The 22,504-nt window shown below is 39.2% G+C and carries 16 protein-coding genes and 2 tRNA genes; 10 read left to right on the top strand and 8 right to left on the bottom strand.

Going from position 1 to position 22,504, the window contains the following annotated elements; all coding sequences use genetic code 11:
• Positions 1 to 24: 24 nt before the first annotated feature.
• Entirely contained in the window at positions 25 to 1,533 is a 1,509-nt protein-coding gene (locus tag D2V08_RS00185) for a GH3 auxin-responsive promoter family protein (protein WP_119606140.1), read from the bottom strand.
• Positions 1,534 to 1,631: 98 nt separating this feature from the next.
• On the opposite strand from D2V08_RS00185, the gene D2V08_RS00180 reads away from it, so the two are divergent.
• The 4 genes from D2V08_RS00180 (at position 1,632) to D2V08_RS00165 (ending at position 5,987) form a co-directional block, all read left to right on the top strand.
• Positions 1,632 to 2,426: a DUF2797 domain-containing protein gene (locus D2V08_RS00180; RefSeq protein WP_119606139.1), complete on the top strand. Its 795-nt coding sequence runs from the start codon at positions 1,632 to 1,634 to the stop codon at positions 2,424 to 2,426.
• Between the two features lie 51 nt (positions 2,427 to 2,477).
• Positions 2,478 to 3,755 carry an APC family permease gene (locus D2V08_RS00175; RefSeq protein WP_119606138.1) on the top strand — a complete coding sequence of 426 codons (1,278 nt, stop codon included), beginning with the start codon at positions 2,478 to 2,480 and terminating at the stop codon, positions 3,753 to 3,755.
• Between the two features lie 96 nt (positions 3,756 to 3,851).
• Positions 3,852 to 5,186 carry a YfcC family protein gene (locus D2V08_RS00170; RefSeq protein WP_119606137.1) on the top strand — a complete coding sequence of 445 codons (1,335 nt, stop codon included), beginning with the start codon at positions 3,852 to 3,854 and terminating at the stop codon, positions 5,184 to 5,186.
• A gap of 36 nt (positions 5,187 to 5,222) precedes the next feature.
• Positions 5,223 to 5,987 (top strand): DUF6090 family protein, encoded by a 765-nt coding sequence (locus D2V08_RS00165; protein WP_119606136.1) that lies wholly within the window; start codon positions 5,223 to 5,225, stop codon positions 5,985 to 5,987.
• Between the two features lie 140 nt (positions 5,988 to 6,127).
• Here D2V08_RS00165 and D2V08_RS00160 read toward each other — a convergent pair whose 3' ends face one another.
• Genes D2V08_RS00160 through sppA form a run of 3 tightly spaced genes read right to left on the bottom strand, consistent with a single transcriptional unit; the run spans position 6,128 to position 11,375 of the window.
• Positions 6,128 to 8,830, bottom strand: a complete 2,703-nt coding sequence (locus tag D2V08_RS00160) for an AsmA-like C-terminal region-containing protein (protein ID WP_119606135.1) — start codon at positions 8,828 to 8,830, stop codon at positions 6,128 to 6,130.
• A 35-nt stretch (positions 8,831 to 8,865) separates the two neighbouring features.
• Positions 8,866 to 9,573, bottom strand: coding sequence for a queuosine precursor transporter (locus tag D2V08_RS00155; protein WP_119606134.1), 708 nt, complete (start codon positions 9,571 to 9,573; stop codon positions 8,866 to 8,868).
• A gap of 41 nt (positions 9,574 to 9,614) precedes the next feature.
• Positions 9,615 to 11,375, bottom strand: coding sequence for a signal peptide peptidase SppA (gene sppA / locus D2V08_RS00150; RefSeq protein WP_119606133.1), 1,761 nt, complete (start codon positions 11,373 to 11,375; stop codon positions 9,615 to 9,617).
• Positions 11,376 to 11,444: 69 nt separating this feature from the next.
• On the opposite strand from sppA, the gene folK reads away from it, so the two are divergent.
• The gene (folK, locus tag D2V08_RS00145; protein ID WP_119606132.1) at positions 11,445 to 12,590 is read left to right on the top strand and encodes a 2-amino-4-hydroxy-6-hydroxymethyldihydropteridine diphosphokinase; all 1,146 of its coding nucleotides are present in this window, start codon (positions 11,445 to 11,447) and stop codon (positions 12,588 to 12,590) included.
• Between the two features lie 115 nt (positions 12,591 to 12,705).
• Here folK and D2V08_RS00140 read toward each other — a convergent pair whose 3' ends face one another.
• Entirely contained in the window at positions 12,706 to 13,245 is a 540-nt protein-coding gene (locus tag D2V08_RS00140) for an RNA methyltransferase (RefSeq protein ID WP_119606131.1), read from the bottom strand.
• Positions 13,246 to 13,392: 147 nt separating this feature from the next.
• On the opposite strand from D2V08_RS00140, the gene mutS reads away from it, so the two are divergent.
• The 5 genes from mutS to D2V08_RS00115 all read left to right on the top strand — a co-directional run bounded on the left by mutS (position 13,393) and on the right by D2V08_RS00115 (position 19,290).
• A complete protein-coding gene (gene mutS / locus D2V08_RS00135) occupies positions 13,393 to 15,975 on the top strand; it encodes a DNA mismatch repair protein MutS (RefSeq protein WP_119606281.1) in 2,583 nt (860 codons plus the stop codon).
• Positions 15,976 to 16,050: 75 nt separating this feature from the next.
• Positions 16,051 to 16,123 (top strand) — tRNA-Gly (locus D2V08_RS00130).
• A 45-nt stretch (positions 16,124 to 16,168) separates the two neighbouring features.
• Positions 16,169 to 16,253 (top strand) — tRNA-Leu (locus tag D2V08_RS00125).
• 230 nt (positions 16,254 to 16,483) lie between these two features.
• Positions 16,484 to 17,602: a hypothetical protein gene (locus tag D2V08_RS00120; protein ID WP_147374015.1), complete on the top strand. Its 1,119-nt coding sequence runs from the start codon at positions 16,484 to 16,486 to the stop codon at positions 17,600 to 17,602.
• An 803-nt stretch (positions 17,603 to 18,405) separates the two neighbouring features.
• Positions 18,406 to 19,290: a hypothetical protein gene (locus tag D2V08_RS00115; protein WP_119606129.1), complete on the top strand. Its 885-nt coding sequence runs from the start codon at positions 18,406 to 18,408 to the stop codon at positions 19,288 to 19,290.
• Here the strand turns inward: D2V08_RS00115 and D2V08_RS00110 are convergent.
• Genes D2V08_RS00110 through D2V08_RS00100 form a run of 3 tightly spaced genes read right to left on the bottom strand, consistent with a single transcriptional unit; the run spans position 19,274 to position 22,460 of the window.
• On the bottom strand, positions 19,274 to 19,843 hold the full coding sequence (locus D2V08_RS00110; RefSeq protein ID WP_119606128.1) for a hypothetical protein: 570 nt from the start codon (positions 19,841 to 19,843) through the stop codon (positions 19,274 to 19,276). The two genes, D2V08_RS00115 and D2V08_RS00110, sit on opposite strands and share 17 nt — an antisense overlap.
• Positions 19,844 to 19,849: 6 nt before the next feature.
• Complete coding sequence (locus D2V08_RS00105; protein ID WP_245980451.1) at positions 19,850 to 20,899, bottom strand: DUF6371 domain-containing protein; 1,050 nt, start codon at positions 20,897 to 20,899, stop codon at positions 19,850 to 19,852.
• Between the two features lie 4 nt (positions 20,900 to 20,903).
• On the bottom strand, positions 20,904 to 22,460 hold the full coding sequence (locus tag D2V08_RS00100; protein ID WP_119606126.1) for a DNA primase family protein: 1,557 nt from the start codon (positions 22,458 to 22,460) through the stop codon (positions 20,904 to 20,906).
• Positions 22,461 to 22,504: the final 44 nt, after the last annotated feature.

The following is a 22,504-nucleotide window of genomic DNA, read 5'->3' as shown; positions in this document are numbered from 1 at the left end:
AGGGTTGAGGTTGGTTACACTAATTTAATTCATTTGCAGGAGCTCTTCAATATAGTTACGTTCATTGGACAACCTTGGAATCTTGTGTTGCCCTCCTAATTTGTTCTTGGATTTAAGCCAATCATGGAACAAGTTTTTACGGGCAATATGTACTTTTGGCATTTTTAAAGTAATGTTGTTATACCGTTTGGCCTCGTAGTCCGAGTTAAGGGCCTTTAAAGCGTTATCCAATACTTCAGTAAAATATGCCATGTCTTCTGGCGGCTTTCTAAATTCTATAATCCATTCATGGGCACCCTTTTCCTTACCGGTCATAAAAATTGGGGCGGCAGTGTAATCCATAATTTCCGCCTCGGTTTTTTCGCAAATTTGTTTTAAAGCTTCCTCTGCATTTTCAATAATCAACTCTTCACCAAAAACATTGATATGGTGTTTGGTGCGGCCGGTAATCTTTATTCGATATGGATTTTTGGAAGTAAACCGAATGGTATCCCCAATTTTATACCGCCATAATCCAGCATTGGTAGTAATAATCATGGCATAGTTAACACCCAACTGAACTTCCCAAAGTGGAATGGCCTTATCTCCTTCCCCATTGGCATCTATTGGGATAAACTCATAAAAAATACCATAGTCCAACATCAACAAAAGCTCATCGGAATTATTTTGATCCTGAATACCAAAAAATCCTTCGGATGCATTGTAGGTTTCATAATAGTTGAATTTCTTACGGGGCAATAGTTTTTTGTACTGATTCTTATAAGGCGTAAAACTTACCCCTCCATGAAAATAGACTTCCAAGTTTTCCCAAATCTCGAAAAGATGGTTCTTTCCTGTTTTCTCCAAAACCTGATTGAGCAATACCAACATCCAAGACGGAACACCTGCTAAACTGGTTACATTCTCTCTAATACTTTCTTCGATAATGGCCTCTAATTTGGATTCCCATTCGGTCATTAAAGAAACTTTATTGCTTGGCGTACTGCTGTACTCGGCCCACAATGGCATGTTATCGATCAATATGGCAGAGAGATCGCCAAAAAAAGTTCCATTGTCCTCGTAGAGTTCTTTACTGCCTCCCAACCTAAGACTTTTACCCGTAAACAATTGGGAGTTCTCATTATTGTTCAAATACAAACACAACAAGTCCTTGCTAGATTTATAATGACAATCCTCCAATGCCTCCGTACTTACAGGAATAAACTTGCTCTTTGCATTTGTGGTTCCGCTACTTTTTGCAAACCATTTAATGGAAGTAGGCCAGAATAGGTTCTGTTCACCGCGACGAGTACGTTCAATAAGCGGTGCAATATCTTCGTAAGTTACAATGGGAACTCGATTTCTAAACTCATCATATTTTGGCAAGTCTTGAAAACCATATTGCTTACCGATCATGGTGTCTTTGGAAAAGTCCACGAGCTTACGCAATACCTCATCCTGCACATCCAAGGGATACTTTAAAAAAAGTTCTATCTGATGATAGCGCTTTCTTAATAACCAAGAAGCAATGGAGTTGAATAATGGTATTGGCATTTTAGGTATCTTTAACCAAAGAAAATTAGGTTGGCGTAACTGCTAAAATAGCTTTTCTAATACTCATTTTCAAATAAGATAAACACATTCATTTTAATATGCTATACGAAGGAGTCCTAAGAAAGATGCGAACGGAAATTGGAAGTCCCATTCAATATTTTTTGGTTTTTGAAAATGACTTTATCAATATGAATCAAGCGTTGAACAAAGAACTTCAGATAGATTTCATAAAATATCAATGTTTGAACTGTGGGGAGGACAAACCTATTTACCGTCAGGGATTTTGTAAATCTTGTTTTTTTGAGACACCCCTCGCCGGTGATTGGATCATGAAACCTGAATTGAGTACCGCCCATTTGGACAAAGAGGACCGTGACCTTGAGTTTGAAAAAAAGATGCAGCTTCAGCCACATATCGTGTACCTGGCAAACTCCAGCAACATTAAAGTTGGGGTTACCCGTAAAGCTCAAATTCCCACTCGTTGGATTGACCAAGGTGCGCATGAGGCCATTGAAATTGTGGAGGTACCCAACCGCTATTTGGCAGGAATTACCGAAGTAGCACTTAAGGAGTTTGTTAGTGACAAGACTAGTTGGCAAAAAATGCTCAAAAACGATATTGAGGATGTGGATCTGGTGGAATGGCGCAATAAATTAAAAGCGGACATTCCCGATGAGGCCATCCAATATTTTTTGGATGATCGAGAAGAAACCCATTTAGAATTTCCCGTATTGCAATATCCCGCAATGGTAAAAAGTCTTAATCTGGATAAAACTCCTAGTTATAAAGGAGTTTTGAAAGGTATCAAAGGACAGTACCTCATTTTTGAGGACAATACGGTATTCAATGTTAGAGGCAGTGAGGGATATTTTGTGGGTATTGATTTTTCATAGCACCTACAATGGTTTAAGTTAGACTCAACATTCCAAAAACCCAATCAAATCATGAGCGAAAAAATCAAACTCACCGAGGCGATTTCCATTGGTATTGGAGGTATGGTAGGTGGAGGCATTTTTGCTGTTTTAGGATTGGCCGTAACCTTATCCAAAGGTGGAACACCCTTAGCTTTCCTTTTAGCGGGAATATTGGCACTGATAACCTCTTACAGTTATGTGAAGCTTTCCAAAAAGTATCCGGACAGGGGTGGAACGGTAAAATTTATCAACCAAGGGTTTGGAAAAACCCTCTTTAGTGGGGGCATCAATAATTTGCTATGGATCAGTTATATCATCATGCTGTCGTTATACGCTTCGGCATTTGGTTCCTACGCTCCAAATCTACTTGCGCTAACAGGAGGTGAACTGGATTTTCATATTTATGCAAGCGCCATTATCGTATTGGCTTCCATCATCAATTATTACAGTATTAAGGTAGTAGGGATGATAGAGTCCTATGCAGTGGTCATAAAGCTTGTGATTCTAATAGCATTTATCGGGATTGGTCTATATGGATTGATAGGCAACCCGAATCTGGAACAGTTATCCCCAGAAAACTGGGAAGCTCCTTTACAACTTTTAACAGGAGGTATGGTCATTTTTGTCGCTTATGAAGGTTTCGAGTTGATTGCCAACTCAGCTCCCGATATCAAAAATCCAGAAAAGAATATTCCAAGGGCGTACTACATTTCAATCATTTTCGTGGTTTTGCTCTACATTATCATTGCTGTGGTAACAGTTGGATCCCTTTCCTTTAATCAAATTAAAACCGCAGAGGATTACGTACTTGCCGAAGCAGCAAAACCGATGCTCGGACAAACTGGTTTTACCATAATTACTATTGCAGCACTAATTTCTACGTTTTCAGCCATAAATGCATCCCTTTATGGAGGTAGCCGTGTCAGTTATGAAATCGCAGAAGATGACGAACTCCCCCACCAATTCACCTATCAGTTATGGAATCAACCTATCGGCCTACTGATTACAGGTATTCTAACTCTTACTTTAACGAACACCTTAGAGTTGGAAAGCATTTCCACTGCCGGAAGCGTAGGTTTCTTGCTCATTTTTTCCATGGTAAATTTCGTTGGTTTTAAGTTATATGAAGAAATCAAATGCATTAGAATAATTCCCATGCTTGGGTTCATCTTATGCATTATTGCTACCATTGTTTTGCTACAGCAGCAATTTTCAGCAAATAGAACGGGTGTTATTGTTGCCGTCTCTATCATCGGAAGCTGTTTTTTAATTGAGTATATCTACAAATGGGTGGAAGGGAGCAAATAATTACGCCTTTTTTTTTCATATCTAAAATCAATAAAAAAGCTTATTTTCAGGAAGTTATACATTTATACCACCACCAAACTTCTAAAACCAGCTTAAATGAAAAAATTCCCAAATGCCTTCGTTATACTCCTCGGAGTTATACTTATTGCATGGATATTTACTTATCTGATTCCCCAAGGATCCTATGAAAGAATACTTGACGAAGAAACTGGTGTTACTAGGGTGGTCAACGATTCTTACCAACAAATAAATGCTAGTAGTCCATCGGTTCTAGATCTTCTTGTTTCCATTCCCCAGGGAATTTCCGGAAGAGCCGACCTCATTATTCTTATATTATTGATAGGGGGTTGTTTTTACCTCATTGAAAAAACAGAAGCCTTTAACCAGGGATTGATAAGATTGGTTTCTTCCCTTAAGGGAAAAGAAAGTCTGGCACTAATACTACTAGCTTTACTTTTTATATCAGGGGGAGCAACCATAGGTCTTCAAGAAGAAGTGGTCGCCCTGACCCCTATTTTACTCTTGTTTGGCAAAAGTTTGGGATACAATGCCTTCACCATGCTCTTTGCCAGTTATGGCTCTACGGTCGTTGGCAGTTCCTTTGGCGCTTCCAATCCCTTTGGAGTTATATTGGCACAGAAAGAGGCTGCACTACCCTTACTTTCCGGTAGTTCGCTGAGACTTATTGTACTTTTGACAGCTTCAATAGTTTGGATACTTTATCTTCTTTATTATGCCAAGAACAATAGGATAGAAAAAGTGAAAATGACTTCACAAGGCACCTCATTTAGCCAAAGCAGCAAAATAATCCTACTGCTCTTGGGCATAACTTTTTCCATTGTAATTTTTGGAATTATACAGTTTGAATGGGGCTTTAGTGAAATGTCGGGTTGCTTTTTTGCTCTTGGCATTGTATGTGGACTGGTCGCAAAAATGGGCTGGAACAAAACTGGCGAAACCTATATTGCAGGGATGAAAGAAATGGTGTTTGCAGGCATCATAATCGGTTTGGCCAACAGTATCTCCATTTTATTGACCGAAGGAATGATTATGGATTCCATTGTTTATGGGCTGTTTGGTCCCTTACAAAATTTTTCTCCAGCTGTATCCGGTGTGCTCATGATGGTCTCACATGTCTTTTTACATTTTCCCGTTCCCAGTTATTCCGGGCAGGCAATTTTGACACTGCCCATATTGGTCCCCCTATCTGATTTAATTGGATTATCAAGACAAATTTGTGTGTTGGCCTATCAATATGGAGCTATAATGGTAGATATGATTGTTCCTACCAACGGGGCATTGATGGCCGTAATCGCCATCGCAAACATCCCCTATAACAAATGGTTCAAATTTGCCCTAAAACCTACCCTGCTCATGCTATTGATTGGTGCATTGACTATTATATTTGCTGTAGCTACAGGCTATAATTAATCATTTTAAGTTTATACCGAAACTGAACTACCAACCATGCTCAAATTTTTTAGAAAAATCAGGAAGGAATTGATCGCCGAGAAAAAAGTCAGTAATTATCTATTATATGCCATTGGTGAAATTGTTTTGGTGGTTATCGGAATCTTGATTGCGCTTGCCATAAACAATGCCAATGAAGACAGCATCAAAAACAAAAAAGAACAAGCTTATCTCGTTGGACTTAAAAGTGAGTTTGGGATAAGCAAGCTAAAGCTAGAGGAACTCATCAGGGTAAATAAAGTGAGCTATGAAGCAGCCCAAGACATTGTTCACCTGATGGACAATGAGGAAAATCCATCTGAAAAGGAACTGTCCAAATTGTTTATTGATGCCTTTGCTTCTGATATTTTCTTCAATCCCAACAATTCCCTTTTGTTTGAAATGATCAATTCTGGCAGCCTCAAGGATATCTCGAATGATACTTTGAGAATTAGACTCACCAATTGGGTTGCCACCTTGGATGATATTACCAATCAAGAGAAGTTTCTTGGCGAACAACGGACCAATATTGTGAATTGGTTTAGGACCGCAGGGTATAGCATTCGTACCATATTGGACTATACCGGAATGTCTTCCCAATTGGGTATACAAAAAGAGAATGAACCAACCAGCAACTTATCCGCCTTAAAATCCATTGCTTTCGAGAACAATATTTTGTTATTTATCATCACCAGTCAATCCACGGAAAACGAGCACTACGATCCATTGATGAAAAGTCTGGATGAAATTCTTAGTTTACTGGATAGTGAAATAAAGGAATAAAAAGAGGCTGTCTAAAAAGTATTGAAACCCGTCATTCTGAATTTATTTCAGAATCTCATCATATTGGCAAACAAATTATTATGAGAACCTGAATCAAGTTCAGGTTGACGAAAATTCACATTTTAGACAGCCTCCCCGTTTTAGTTTACCGTATCTTTCTTTTTTTTCTTGAGCAGTCCGCCCAAAATGGATTTTGCGGCATTTTTTACCTCGTCCTCTTTTTCGGTTTTTGTACTATCTGTGGATGTGGTGTCTTTTTTACCACCCAATATATTTCCAATGGCCTCTTTTACACCATCTGACTTAGAAGTTGTGCTATCTGATTCATTCTTTTTAAACACATCGGACAACAGGTCTTTGGCTTTATCCTTGCCTTGGTTCACCAATTTATTCTTTTGCATCTCCACCAATTTGGAAGTCAGGGTCTTTACACTGGAAGTTAAATCCGTACTCACAGATGGATTGGTAAAACTTCCCCCAATATTTGCCGTTACGGGCACGGTGACCTCTCCAAGGCTTTCATCATTCATTTGGGAGATCAATTTATTTACTTCGGAGCCCAAATATTTGGCTGGCACGTCCAAGGTGGCCTTGTACTGCATTTGCTTATCAAAGGTATGGCTACCATCAACATTAATGTTGATATCCTTATACTTTAGCGTGAACGGCTTAACCTTAACGGAACCATTATCAAAACTCAAAGCGGTTTTTAGGCCATCCAAATTGATTTCCTTGGTATCCAAAAAGTTCAGTTTACTGTCCAATGAAGAAACCAAAGGCGCCTTTTGGGCATCCAATGTTGGAGATAATAGTTCTGCCAGTAAGTTTCCGGATATAGTTGCTAAGTTCGGAGTAAAATCATCCTTAAGATTGCCAGCAATTTTAATATCGGAGTTCAACTTACCTTGAAGTGCACTGGCCAAAGGTGTCAACACCTTAAAAAGCTCCAAGCCTGCAAAGGATTCACCAATATTGAAATTGCTCATCCCTAAATCAATATCGAAGGTAGAATTTTCTTGCTTGGTGGATACCGACCCGGACATTCCCAAAGTACCACCGAATAAATCTGAAGTAAGGTTTTTTACGGTAGCGGTTTCATCTTTAATAAGGAGGGTGCCTTTTACATTTTTCAAGTTTAGGTTATCATAAACCACCGTATTGGCAGATGCCTCTACCGTGCAGTCCAAGAACGAAGGTATTTTTATTCGCTCTTCCCCCGTTGTGGTAGAACCCGTTCCGTTTTCTGAAGTTTCAGATGCTTCCTCAGTTTCCTCGACCATAAAGTCGTTTAAGGCAAACTGGTTGGAAGCAAGTGTAAAGTTTCCTTCAATATTTTCATTGTTGAACATAAAGCCCAACAAGTTGGTCAACGTACCCTTGGCATCAAAGTCGGTGCTTCCCGTTTTTCCCTTAAAAGAGTCCAAAGTAACCGTGTTGGGGTTAAAAGTAACTGCAGCGGTATTAATGGCAACAGGGTTTTTGAGTTCTTCCGAAGCATATTCAAACCCAGATACAGAGGCCTTTCCACTAGTCTTTGTATTTTGATATTGCTTTTTCTCCACGGATGCCATGTCAAAGGCAGTGGTAACATCTGCATTTAGAATACCTTTGAGGTTGTAATCCTCGGGAACGGGATAAGCCTGCGAAATATTCGCCAAGTTGATTCTTCCGTCCATATGGGCATTTACTTTGGTATTGCCCATCAATTCCCTGATTTTTGCGTTCAGGTTGAACTTATCCTCATCAATTAGAAAGGATAATTTGTTAATGTTCACATAAGTATCCTCAGTGATTCCTGTTTCGTTGTTGATTTCGGTATCGATATACACATTGCGTACCGATTTGGGCAAATCAGGATACTTGAAAGATGCATTTTCCGAATTGATGGCAATTTTGAAGGCCGGAATATGCCCATCATCTACCACACCTTTAAATTCGCCCTTTACTTCAAAATTACCAGTGGTCTGAACATTCTCTATGTTTGAGGCATAAGCTTCGGGAATTACGGCCAAAAAGTTTTTAAAGTCCGAAGATGGTGTTTTAAAAGTGATGTCCACTTCTTGATTGTCTTCGTTCACCTTTACAAAACCATCGAACACCAAAGGCAATTGATTGATCATGGCCTTGTTCTCCAAAAAGGAATATTTGTTCTCACTTAAATCGATTCCGATAAGTGCATCCAAATTGATTTTGTTTTTGTTCAGATATTTGGTGCTGTCCATTTCAAAGGACACCAAAGCGTCGGTAAGGGTTTTTAATTCTGATTTTTCCAAGGAAAGGTCACCCGTTCCCGAATGATTCATTTCAGAAATTTCCAATTTCATTCCACTGCCTAGGTCCTCATAAATAATTTCGGAATTGGTAATGGCATAGGAGTTCATATTCAGTGTAAAGTTGTCGCTAGATTCCTCAGATGTAGTGGAAGGTGTAGGTTCACTTTCTTTTGCTATGTCGTAATTCGCATTACCCTCTGCATCGGCCTTAATGTGCAACTTGGCGCCATCAATGTTCAAGGTTTTGATGACAATCGGTTCATCGGCTGATTTAAATAATTCTTTTATGGACATGGCCAGTTCTATCTCTGACGAGGCAAACAAGGTGTCACCCTCAAAAGGAGCCTTATTGACCAAAGACAATTTAGTGAGCTCCACATTGGCATTTGGAAAGCTTTTAAGCAGGCTTAGGTTGGCGTCGTCAAAATCCAAAGTAGCATTAATGCTATTGTTGACTTTGTTCTTGATAATTTCTTCAATTTTACCTTGAAGAAACAACGGGACCGCAATAATAATTGCTAGTAGGATAAGTAGGGTTATTCCGGTAATTTTTAGGACTTTTTTCTTCATATGTGATTGTTTTACAACAAATTAAAGGAGAAGTATCAATCCAAAGAAATTTCTTCCCCTATTTTTAAGTTAAATCTTTTTCGCATTAGATATACGAAGAAATAGAGCAAAGGAGTGTCGAGCAGGGCAATCATCATTTTAAAAACCACTCCGCTAATCAACAATCCATAGAACTTGTCCCAAGGAAGTACACCAAAAATGCACAAAAGGCTTACCACGGTAAGGGTGTCAATAAACTGTGATGAAAAGGTCGAAAAATTATTTCTGAGCCAAAGCATTCTGCCCTTAGTAATCCGTTTCCAAAAATGGTAAATGGTAATATCGATATACTGAGCACCCAAATAAGCCAACATAGAAGCCAACACCCCTAGAGGCGATAAACCAAACACAGTAGTGAATGTGGCATCATCCACCGGTGATGATGGAATGGCACTGGAATAATTGGCCAATAAAATAATCCCCATGGAGAAAAATGAAGCGAAAATCCCAGCGGTAACCACTTGGTTTGCCTTTTTCTGCCCGTAAATCTCCGAGACTAAATCGGTAATCAAAAAAGTGATGGGATAGGGCAAAATACCTACCGAAAGTTCAAAAAGTGGAGCTCCAAAAACGGTAACGTCACCAAACGGACTCCACGAAAAAAACTTTTGAAAAATAAGGTTCGATACGACCAAGGAGGTGATAAACAAGGCTCCTAAATACAGATAGATGGAAAATGCTAACTTCTTGTCCTTTTGCGTCATATGTTATTTAAAAGTTCCACTTGGGAACATTTATGATCGACTTATTTTACATTTAAACTAAATGGCATCTTGGCCTGGATTCCTTCTTGCTTGGTAAAGTGTTTAAACTCCTTTAATATTTCGTAGGCTTCGGAGCCTATTTCTTCCTGAATGATGGATTCCCCTATTTTTGTTTTTACGGATCCAAAGTCCTCCATAAACCGTTCAAAACCGGATTTGTATTTGGGGTATTTACGAATACCATAATCTTTCAATCCGGCCATTTCAGCAGCTGCGGTAATAGCATCATCCAACGTACCCAATTCATCCACTAAACCGAGGGCCTGGGCATCCACGCCGCTCCAAACTCTACCCTGAGCAATTTCATTTACTCGTTCCACAGGTATGTTACGACCTTGTGATACTCGGTCCAAAAAGGTCTCATAGGTCTCCTCAATGCTCTCTTGCATCACACTACGAAAGGAATCGGTCATCGGTTCAAAAAACGAATAGTCTACTGAATTTTTATTGGTGCCCACCTGTTCCGCATTCACACCAATGTTCTCGGCAAGTTCATTTACATTTGGTATAGTTCCAAAAACCCCAATAGATCCAGTTATGGTAGTAGGCTCTGCAAAAATCTTGTCACCCCCTACTCCAATATAGTAGCCACCCGATGCAGCCACATTTCCAAAGGAAACCACCATCGGTTTTTCTTTTTTGGCCAATTGCATTTCTCTCCAAATAATATCAGAGACCAAAGCACTCCCTCCTGGGGAATTCACACGAAGTACAATAGCCTTTACGCTCTCATTGTCAACGGCTTTGTGCAATGCATCCACAATAAGTCCTTGTCCAATATAATTCTTCCCGCCTTCTCCAAACAAAATTTCACCTTGGGCATAAATCACCGCAATCTTATCCGAGCCTTTATGGATTTTCTTTTTGTTGGCCTTTTGCACATAGTCCATGAGCTCAACATAATTCAATTTATCATCCTCATCAACCCCCATCTTTTCCTTTAGAAGGTTTTCATATTCATCAAAATACAAAGTCCCATCCAAAAGACCGGATGCTACGGCATACTCCGGGGTTCTTCCGCCAAGGGTATCCGCAATTACATTTAAGTTTTGAGGCGTCATGTTTCTGGATTCCGAAATATCGTCCACAATAACACTCCAGATTGAAGTAATCAATTCTTTGATCTGGGTACGGTTTTCATCACTCATGGAATCGGAAAGAAAAGGCTCTACGGCACTTTTGTACTTCCCATGTCGGATGACTTCCATTTTAATCCCTGATTTTTCTTGAAGTTCTTTATAAAAAAGCACTTCGGTGGCCAACCCTTTAAAGTCCAAAACACCAACAGGGTTAACATACACCTCATCGGCTGCACTGGCCAAGTAGTAATCTCTTTGTGCATATACATCGGCATGTGCCATGACAAATTTGCCCGAAGACCTAAAATCCAACAAGGCCTTCCTTATTTCCCGGGTCTGGGCCATACCGGCCCGTAAAAACCCGGTAGTAAGACTAATCCCTTCAATATTATTATCATTCTTGGCCACTTCAATTGCATGCAAAATTTCGTCCAAGCCAAGTTCTGCATCCCATAGCGGAGCAAAAGGATCCGTTTCATCTTTGCCTGCATAATCCGATATTGGTGTAACAAAGCTAAGTTCCAGCACAGAGTTCTTTTTCACTACAACACCATCATCAGCACTTCCTATTAGGGCCATAAAGATGAAGAACATGCCAACAACAATCATAAATGCTACTAAGCTCCCCAAAATTGAGGCAAGTAGGTTTCTTAAAAACTTCATTCAGTAAAATTTAATACGCTTCAAATATAACCATTGTAGTATTGTTTTGTTTACTTTGTTTCTTCGATTATGGGTAGAAAGCAAAAGGTATATCTTTCATTAGGGAGTAATTTGGGGAATCGTCATGCGAACCTCCAAAAAGCCATTTTTCGTATCCAACAGAAGGCAGGTTCCATCTTGGATATTTCTTCGGTTTACGAAAATCCGGCGATTGGCTTCGAAGGCGATCAATTCCTAAATATTGTTGTGTCATTATTGACACCTCACACACCAGATGCATTACTGAATATATTATTACAAATAGAACAGGATTTTGGAAGAATCCGTTCCGAAGATGGTGGGTATAGTTCCCGAACTTTGGATATTGACATTATTTATTACGGCTCAGAAATCGTTAACAATGATGATTTGATGATTCCCCACCCCCAAATGCAGCATAGGAACTTTGTTTTGAAACCTTTGGGTGACATTGCACCACAATTTTATCATCCAGTACTGTACAAGGATACCCGAAACCTATTGCAAGAGTGCAGGGACAAAAGCCAACTTACCAAGACCAAGCACAAGCTTTTTAAGGATAGGTCGGGCCTTTTTTCCCAATTACAGCTGATCGCTATCGAAGGAAACATTGGGGCCGGCAAAACCACCCTTTCCAAGATGATCTCCAACGACTTTAATGCCAAATTGGTATTGGAGCGTTTTGCAGACAACCCTTTTCTTCCAAAATTTTATGAAGACCAAGCTCGTTATGCATTTCCTTTGGAAATGTCTTTTTTGGCCGATCGGTACCAACAGTTTATGGACGATACCTCACAGTTTGATCTCTTCAAGAATTTTATGGTGAGTGATTACGATATTTTTAAGTCGCTCATATTTGCGAAGGTCACCTTGCAAAAAGAAGAATACAACCTATACCGAAAGGTTTTTAATTTTATGTACAAAGAGGTAAGAAAGCCAGAGATCTACCTTTATCTCTATCAAAATACCGAACGGTTATTGGCCAACATTAAAAAAAGGGGACGTGACTATGAGCAAAATATAGACCCGGAATATCTAGAAAAAATTAATAGGGGATATTTGGACTTTATTAAAAGCCACCCTAACCAAAATAGCATCATTCTGGACATGGGCGAACTTGATTTTGTACACAATCCCGATGATTACGAATTCATTTTGGAAAAGCTGGAAGACAACATACTTTTATCAAACATTTAAGAGAATTTTTGGAAAATGTTTGGATATAACGAATGGTTTTATTTTATTAGCATCCTCTAATCGAGAAACTAACTAACTCAGACTTTATATATGGCCCTGTTTTTCAGGGCCTCTTTTATTTTAAAGCACTTTGTTTAGACCAAATATCCCATACCACTACCCCAGTACTTACAGAAATGTTTAAAGAATGTTTGGTTCCAAACTGCGGAATCTCCAAAATCACATCACTTGCTGTAACCACTTCTTGTGAAACCCCTTTCACCTCATTGCCGAAAATCAATGCAACGGTTTCTTCGCCAATTACTTGATAATCATTGAGCATTACAGCATTCTCTGCCTGTTCCACTGACACAATTCTCACACCGCTCTGCTTTAGTTCATCAACCAATTCCAAAGTGTTTTTTCTGTATTCCCAATCCACACTTTCGGTAGCACCCAAGGCCGTTTTACGAATGTCTTTGTGGGGAGGAGTCGCCGTAATTCCACAGAGATAGATTTTCTGAACTAAAAAAGCATCGGCAGTTCGGAACACGGAACCGATATTGTTCAAACTACGGACATTGTCCAAAACAATGATGATAGGAGATTTTTTTGCCTCCTTAAAACTGGACACATCCAATCGCTCCAGCTCGCTATTTTCCAGTTTTCGACTCATTTTTTAAACATTGGGGTAAAAATATCAACAAAAATTTTTGATGGTTGATGAAAACAATATATTCGTTTCCATCCCAATTTTGGGCAAAAGTAACAGAATTAAATCGCTTTGGCAGCCAAGAAAAAAACAAAGAAAGTAACCCCGTTGATGCAACAGTACAATACCATTAAGGTGAAACATCCTGATGCTTTGTTACTCTTTCGTGTTGGGGACTTTTACGAGACCTTTGGGGAAGATGCGGTAAAGGCCGCCAAAATATTGGGTATTATCCTTACCCATAGAAACAACGGTGGCGATAAAACTGAATTGGCAGGGTTTCCACACCATTCGCTAAACACCTATTTACCAAAATTGGTAAAAGCTGGGCAGCGCGTGGCCATATGCGACCAGCTGGAAGACCCTAAACAGACCAAAAGTATTGTAAAACGAGGGGTAACAGAGTTAGTTACACCCGGCGTTGCCCTAAACGACGATATTCTGAGCGCAAAGAGCAATAACTTTTTGTGTGCTGTACATTTTGGGAGAAACAAGTTGGGGGTTTCTTTTCTTGATATTTCCACAGGGGAATACCTGACCTCCGAAGGTTCGGTGGAACAGGTGGACAAATTGCTCCAGAATTTTTCACCAAACGAAATTTTGGTCCCTAAAAGCCACAAGAAAGATTTTGTAGAATGTTTCGGCAATCAATTTCATAGTTTCTTTCTGGAGGATTGGATTTTTCAGGAAGATTATGCCCAAGAGAGCCTGAACCATCATTTTGGGACAACAACCCTAAAGGGTTTTGGCATAGACCATCTTAATCACGGGATTATTGCATCCGGTGCGGTTTTACATTATCTGTCCGAAACACAGCATAGCCGATTACAGCATATCAATAAAATACAGCGTATTGCCGAGGAGGAGTACGTGTGGATGGACCGCTTCACTATCAGAAACTTGGAACTCTACCATTCTCCGCACCAAAATGCGGTAACCTTGTTGGACATTATCGACAAGACCATTTCCCCAATGGGTGGGCGACTTTTGAAAAGATGGTTGGCCCTTCCATTAAAAAATGTGGAAAAAATCCAACAACGGCACCAAGTGGTCTCTTTTTTGAAGGATAAAGAAGAACAACTGAATAAAATTCAGGGCTACATCGAGCAAATGGGAGATTTGGAGCGATTGATTTCCAAATTGGCCACGGGGAAAATCAATCCTAAAGAAGTGATTCAACTCAAAAATTCCTTGGAAGCCGTTGTTCCTATTAAACAATTGGCACAAAATGCCAATAATGATTCCTTGCAACATATTGGGGAACGCTTGAACGATTGCGAAGCCCTGCGTTCAAAAATTAAAGAAGTACTCAACGAGGAGGCTCCTGTGAACATTGCCAAGGGCAGCACCATTGCCCAAGGCTATTCCGAAGAACTGGATGAACTGCGAGGTCTTGCGTTTTCCGGTAAAGATTACTTGGACAAAATGCTGGAGCGCGAGACCAAGGAAACAGGAATCACTTCGCTAAAAATTGCATCCAACAACGTATTTGGCTACTACATCGAGGTTAGAAACACCCACAAGGACAAAGTCCCCGAAAGCTGGATACGCAAACAGACCTTGGTCAACGCGGAACGTTACATTACGGAGGAGCTGAAGGAATACGAATCCAAGATTCTAGGCGCTGAAGAACGTATTTACCAACTCGAGCAACAACTTTTTGAGCAATTGTTGGTCTGGATGCAGGAATACATTGCTCCTGTGCAGCTAAATGCTCAACTTATTGCGCAATTGGACTGCCTTTGCGGTTTTGCCCAACTGGCCAAGGAGAATAACTATGTTGAACCTGTTGTCAACGACTCCACCGACATCGATATCAAGGAAGGAAGACACCCCGTTATTGAAAAGCAATTACCCATTGGTGATGCGTATGTGACCAACGATGTGCTCCTTAACCGTGAGGAACAGCAAATCATTATGATCACAGGGCCCAACATGAGTGGTAAATCGGCTTTGTTGCGGCAAACCGCACTTATTGTATTGTTAGCCCAGATGGGGAGCTTTGTGCCCGCATCGGGAGCCAATTTAGGTGTCGTGGACAAAATATTCACTCGTGTTGGGGCGAGCGACAACATTTCGATGGGCGAATCGACCTTTATGGTGGAAATGAACGAGACCGCTTCCATTTTGAACAACCTCTCGGAGCGCAGCTTAGTTTTATTGGACGAGATTGGTCGTGGTACCAGCACTTATGATGGAATTTCCATTGCATGGGCCATTTCCGAATATCTGCACGAGCATCCTGCCAAGGCAAAGACCCTGTTCGCTACCCATTACCACGAACTCAACGATATGACCAATACATTTGGCCGTATCAAAAATTATAATGTTTCGGTAAAGGAATTGGAGAACAATGTTATTTTCTTACGTAAGTTGGTGCCGGGTGGCAGTGAGCACAGTTTTGGAATCCATGTGGCCAAAATGGCGGGTATGCCCCAACAGGTGATTCAAAAAGCGAACAAAATCCTCAAAAAACTGGAAAAATCGCACTCCAGTGAAGAGGTAGGCGACAAACTTCAGGCCTCCCAAAACGAGATGCAGTTAAGCTTTTTCAATTTGGACGACCCCTTGTTGGAAGAAATCAAAGAAGAAATATTGCACTTGGACATTGATACACTGACCCCTGTGGAAGCTCTAATGAAACTCAACGAGATCAAACGACTGTTAGGAAAAAAGAAAAAGGCTTCTTCCTAAAAAAATTCTTTTATTTTAATAGAAATGTTATAAATTTGCATCCGCGCTTGGTAAAAGTGCAGAGTTCTTTAAAATGCGAAAATAGCTCAGCTGGTAGAGCATCACCTTGCCAAGGTGGAGGTCGCGGGTTCGAATCCCGTTTTTCGCTCGAACAAGAAACGCTGCTTGCAGCGTTTTTTTGTTTCAAGTCCAGGCTCGAGTGGTGGAATTGGTAGACACGCCGGACTTAAAATCCTGTGGGCATTATGCCCGTGCGGGTTCAAGTCCCGCCTCGAGTACATTTAAAATCCGTATTTAGCTAATTAACAGCTTTTTACGGATTTTCTATTTTATTTATGTACGGTTTTTGTATTGTTATGACTTTACCCATTAAGTTCTACCCATAACTCCTAAACACACTAAAGAAACTCCTAAGAAAGAATAAGACTGTTAAAATTATTATATTAGGAAGCTCCAAATTAATTTTAGAATAACAACCCAATTATATAATTACTGCCAATTAATCCTTATGAGAGAGTATATAAGTAAATTAAATGATAGAAACTTAAATAGGAAAAAGGCAACAGGTATAACGAATTATGTCCTTTACTCTTTAATAATCGTTATAACCTTTAAGGTAATTGATTTACTGAAGTCCATTAATTTCTCAAGTATTGAAGCCTACAACCTATCTAAACTATCTTGGTATTCTTTCTGCTTGTCTTTTTCGCTATTTTTTATTCATCTTAGTTTTGTAAAGTCATTCAAGAATAATTCCTCGTTACGTGTTCTTAGGGCAACTAAAAATCGGGGTACATATTTTGTTAATGTAATTGGGATATTTATGTTTCTTTCGCCAATAATCCCTGCCTTTTTCATGCTTAAATTAGGTTATGAAAGCACCTATCTACGCATTTATACTCCAATTGAAGTAGCATTGATTATACTAACTATTTTCAACTTAATTTTTATAATCCTCATCTTATTCAAAAAAGACAAAAAGTTGTTTACCGCAATAAATAAAAATGAAAGAGACAACATATCAATTTTTATATTCATTGTATCATCATTTGTAGTTATCGCAACAATCTACTCAATTGTAAAGCTTCATATTCCATTCAAGATTGATTTAGTCACCTTTTGCCTTTTGATTTTCGCCGCTTTAGTAATTTTTGACAAGGTTATATCTAACTTTACGGACGACACGTTCTCCAAAGATTTAGAAAATCTTGAGTATGAAATTTACTTAAAGAACCTTAAGGATAACGAAATAAGACATATTTTACAATCAAAATATATGGGGTTCTTGGTGGAAGATTGGATTAAATTCAAGTTAGATGAGATTAATAAAAAGCTTAAAAGCTTTAGTGAAGAAGACTCAAAAATAAAATTACAGGAAATGGAACTTCGAAATTTGGATAAAGCGGAATATCCAATTGAATTTGATGGGAGAGAGAAAAAAATTAAAAAATTGAGAACCAATTTACGCAATCGAGCATTGGACTACTACGAAACTAATCACGATGAAATAAAGGAAATCGTGGATACGGATCCAACTATAGAATTGGAACATTCTGAAAAGCTTAAGAGTCTTTTGGACCTCCTTAAATCAAATCTTAAAAGTGCCGAGTATCTAAAGCATTCATAAATACTTTGTACACCATCAAAACAACACTTTCAACACGAATCGTGTTACTTTTTTTTCAAAAATGACACTCTATTAACTCAATAAACACAGGCGTTTCAAGAGAATAGTGTCGAAAGTGTTACTTTTTTTACAAACTTTTTCTGAGGAAAATTATAATTAGATTAAAGCTACTACTATATATCCTAGAATAGTTTTGAAAATTTTTGACACTTTTAACACGATTTGGCTGAAACCCTTGTAACCATAGGGGTTATATGAGTGTCATTTTTGAAAATTTTCGACACTGTACCGACACGATTAGTGTTATTTTTGACACTTTCCACTTGAAACCCTACTCTCAGGACCTTAAAACCCCAATAAAATGATTTAGTGTTGAATTCATTCTATACCGGGCGCATCCATCCACGTTTGACACCCTCCCCCGGTCCCAACCCGTCCCATTTGTAAATTATTTCTTACTTTTATCTTAGCACGCTTGAAAACTGGTAATTTTATAATTGTGCTATTAAACCCTTGGAGATATTCTGAGGGTTTTCTTTTGTATCAATATAAGATCATGGTTTAACGCTGGCACACCAAAGCCCGGGACCAACTTTCCAAACTCTAGCCTTTGAGTGTATCAAAATATCCCCTCCTAAAATTGGTACACTATTAGAGCTAAATACAACTACCGTACAATTTCTAAAACGCCCTACCTACAAACCTTTGATTATTGGTTATTTGAAATTTTAAGAGTACTCCTATTTAGAGTAAATCCTTTATACTTAGTTATTCATTTCCATTAGTTCCACTATATTTAAGGAATGGTAGTTCAATATCTAATTCTAGCAATCACATTATTATTATTGTTGCATGACAACCTTAAAATATTTGATGCCTTTGAACAATATAAAAAAGTAACCTTTTATGTTCTCATTGGCTCCTTGTTCATTCTTGGCATTATTAATTTGGTTAATGAGGAAAAAAGAGAGTCAACATTGTTGGAGCAAACGGAAAAAACCTATAACAAAACAATTCAAATTATTGGAGCTGTAGAAAATAGTGTTACAACTTTAGGCGAAGCTAAGGAAGAAATAATCGCTATCGATAGTGTTATTTCTATAGTTAAAGAGGACATGTCTGGACAATTAGACTTAATGGATCAGGCAGTTTCAAAATCCAAAGAATTAGTTTCCTTGGAAGAAATGAAATTTGATTCCGAAAAACCCAATATATCAATAACCTCAGAGGAGTTTGAGTTCAAATTTGACACAATAAACAATTTAGAAGGCGCATTAGAGATATTCTACTTTGTTAGAAATGGTGGTCATAGAACAGCTGCCAACGTAAGCAGAAAAATTTTGGTGATTATTGGCAAAAAAAATGGCAAGTACTATGTTTTATATGAGAATGGAAACGAAAATAAATTCCTAGGCAATATTCTTGGTGATTTCAAAACCTATGTTAAAAATAGTATTGTAGCTAATTTTAATGACTATAATGCTTTCAATAGAGACACCAACCATTTAATTTTAATAATAAAGCCATTTTATACGGATGAAGCAACAAAAGCCCTAGATAGTACTCGTTATATTTTTCATGTCCCAAATTACGGACAAGATGAAATGAAAATGCATGCGGAAGATGATGAGATTAGAGATTTGACTGATAGTATTTTGAAAGCGAAAGGAATTAATGATTTTTATTAAATAAATATTTTTTATTATCGCTCATACTAACCCCCTCAGCCTCTTTTATGGCCTTTAGGCATCGTTTGTACTTCTTGGTCATTTTGCCCCCGTGGTACTTTTTAAAACGATAGGAATTGATTTCTTTACGGGCTTGCTCAGCTTTAAATATAATTCCAAAGTTCTTATCCATATCCTTGATCCTTTGGGATTTGATTTGGCTACGATACAAGAGCTTAAAATGACCTATTGAAGCAACAACTCCATCAACAAAATAAAGCTTGTAACAGCCTTTGCCAGTCTCCGGGCATTTGAATTTATAGCCCACCCCTCCCAAATGGTTATATCTTGGGATCAACTCTATCTCCACCCTCTTATTTTCTCCTCTGTAGGAGTAATGGAATATCAATAAAGGTTTCTCCTCCATTGTAGAGGCCACTATTGTTAGGTTGTAGATCTCATTATTGGATATGAATTTTTGGGTACAGTCCGTTACTCTGTTGGGCTCAAAAAAACCGTTGGATCTTAGAAACTTGGTCGAGATGCTAGCGCAATCCTCAAAATACGTGCTCATTGTCAATTACATTAAATAAAGATCGGCAATATCTTTACCGTTCTCCAATTCTACCTTATTCTCTAAAAATCTACTGACTTGGATATTAAAACCTTTCGAGCTAAGCTCATCCGCTCTTTGCTGCCATTCCCCGGCACTCCCTTTGTCCGGGAATAATACTACCTTATTTGATTTTAAAGGCTCGAGCATTTTCTCATTTATGGCAGTTTTGGACCCGCAGGCCATCCAAGTTGTCTTATTGCTCAAAATGCTCATTACGATAGCCGTCTTTTCAGATTCAACTATGGCAACTGGCTTGTTTTCAAGTAAGTGCAATCCAAAAAGGCATTGGTTAAGATTAAAGCCGCCACCCTTTTCGATTTTGTTGTGTAGCCAATTGATTTGTGGATAGGGCTCTTTAACCCTACGTCCGTTATTTTCAGAATAGAGCATTATTTTGCCAGCTCGTATATTTTGGCCCCGGTCCATCTGTAAAAAGCAAGTGCTGTTATTCCAAAATAGATTGGTTGCACCGGAGCCATATCTTTTAAAGGCCCTATCTACAAGCTCGGAATCAAATTCTGTTTTAAGGTATTTGGTAAGATTGCAATCCACCCCAGCATTTAGAACCTCATCAACCTCCTCCCTTTGGAGAAAGCTTGGCTCCGGTTCCGGGATCGGCTCGAAATCAGTCAAGGAAACAAAGCCGCCCTCCTTATTGACGGCCTTGCTCTGAGCTGCTGAGTAGTCGAGATCACTATTTTTCAAAAAATACTCTTTGATCCAAACCTCACGGCCCTCAGTTTCGAGGACCATGGATTTAGGGACAAAATGTATATTACAGTTTTCATCCGTTAGCCTGTAGGCCTTGGAATTGTAATCTACCAAGCTCAGGAATTTGATCCCGAAATAAATATCATCCTGTTTGGGGCTTTTGAAATATCCGCAGTTATCGGAGCGGTCGCACCTCCCGTAATCTCCATCCAAATAGTTGCCCGTCTCACGGTCCACATAGCGAACAAAACGCTTTTTATTGCAAGCGGGGCATACAAATTTTTTGGAGGACCTATCTAGTATATATCTAAAATTTTTCAGCCTCTTTGTCTTTTTTAAGTTCTACATAGGCTACATTCCCTACATTCATCCTCTTAACAAGTATTGCATTTTTATCGAGCTGTTTGGCAAAATTCAATTTTGAAAATGGCTTTGTGCCAGCATCCCTGCAATAGCTCATGTATTTAGGGTAAAGCTCAGTAATGCGTGTATAAAATTTGTCGGAGGTGCTATATCCTTCGTCATCCAAGAACATTAGAGCCGAATTACTCTCCCTTTTGTAACGCTCTCCAATATTATCAACCTCAGCACATTGAGAAAAGCCCCTCTGTCTCAATATCCTTTCCAAGCCCTCCAGAACCAGTTTGAAAATCCCGGAGAGTTCCCCGGCCTTAATTATTTTGTTGACTAAATCGACGTCCCTCTCCTCCCTCGGGATAGTAACGTCAAACGGAATAATAAGGAACCGCCTGAAAAATCCCTCTGTATGCTCAACTTGCGGCAATACATTACACGCAAAAATGAACCGGGCGTAATCATGCAAAATAAAAGCCTCCATGTATGGCTTCCTTGCCTCTACGGGTTCCCCGCTTGCCAACTGTTTAAAAAAGTCAGATTCCAAAGAGCCGGATAGCTCGCTAGCAATATTTACAAGCTTATTTCCAATATTGGCCCTTTGGTACCCTTTTTGATCGGTCAAGCTCGCAAGGCTATAGTTTGAGACGTTGTTACGTCCTAAAAGCTCTTGGATAAGCTCCAAGGCTACGGACTTCCCGTTTGCTCCCTCTCCTTTGAATATTACCATCTTTTCAAACTTGCAACGCTTGTTTTTTGTGAGCGTGTAAGCAACGGTTTCAAAGAATATTTTTCTGAGGTCCGGGGATGGTAAAACACGCTCGAGGTATTTCTCGAATAAAGGTGCCTTGGCCTTTGGGTCGTAATCGAACGATAGTTGATAGGTTAAAAAGTCGTCTTGCCTAAACTCCCGGAGCTTACCCCCTTGGTCTCCTATTTCGTAGCATCCATTCTGTAGATTGATCAATACCTGATCGTCCAACGAATCGGCAATATCGAGGTAGTTCAAACTCATAAATTCTTTAAAGAGTTCATCCCTAAAGGTATAGTGCTTTGACATTGTTGTCGGGACTCCGATCTTTACAGAAAATTCACCAAGGAAATATTTGTATTTCTCCCCGTCCAATTTCTCCCAAAATCTTCCATTGTAAATATAAGGGTCCCCCACTCTTTTGCTGAAAACCCAGCCTTTGCGCTCAGCTATCCTTTGCAGCTCGACAATCGAATAGATGAGGTAGTGTTTTTGGTTGACCTTGCAATCCTTGATTTTCTTGCCTAGCTCAATTAACCTAGCTTGATCCTCTTTTCTGTTCTGATCTAATTGAGTCATTTCTTCCCTCCATTCAGTCAATTTTGGATAGGCTAGGAGTTGGAAATCAACGGGCTTGGCTTCATTGGTAATGGTTTTTAATATTTCTCTTGCTGTAGGTTGATTAGGTTTGTCCTCGGTCAATGCTTCTATTTCGCTCTCGAGGTCATCAATATTTTTGGTAGATTTGTGGTGGTTCATTGTAGGTGTCTCGCTTGTAATGAATTATTGAAAAAAAGCCCCTG

Source organism: Flagellimonas lutimaris (genome assembly GCF_003581615.1).
Lineage (GTDB): Bacteria > Bacteroidota > Bacteroidia > Flavobacteriales > Flavobacteriaceae > Flagellimonas > Flagellimonas lutimaris.
This window is presented reverse-complemented; position numbering and strand designations above follow the sequence as displayed.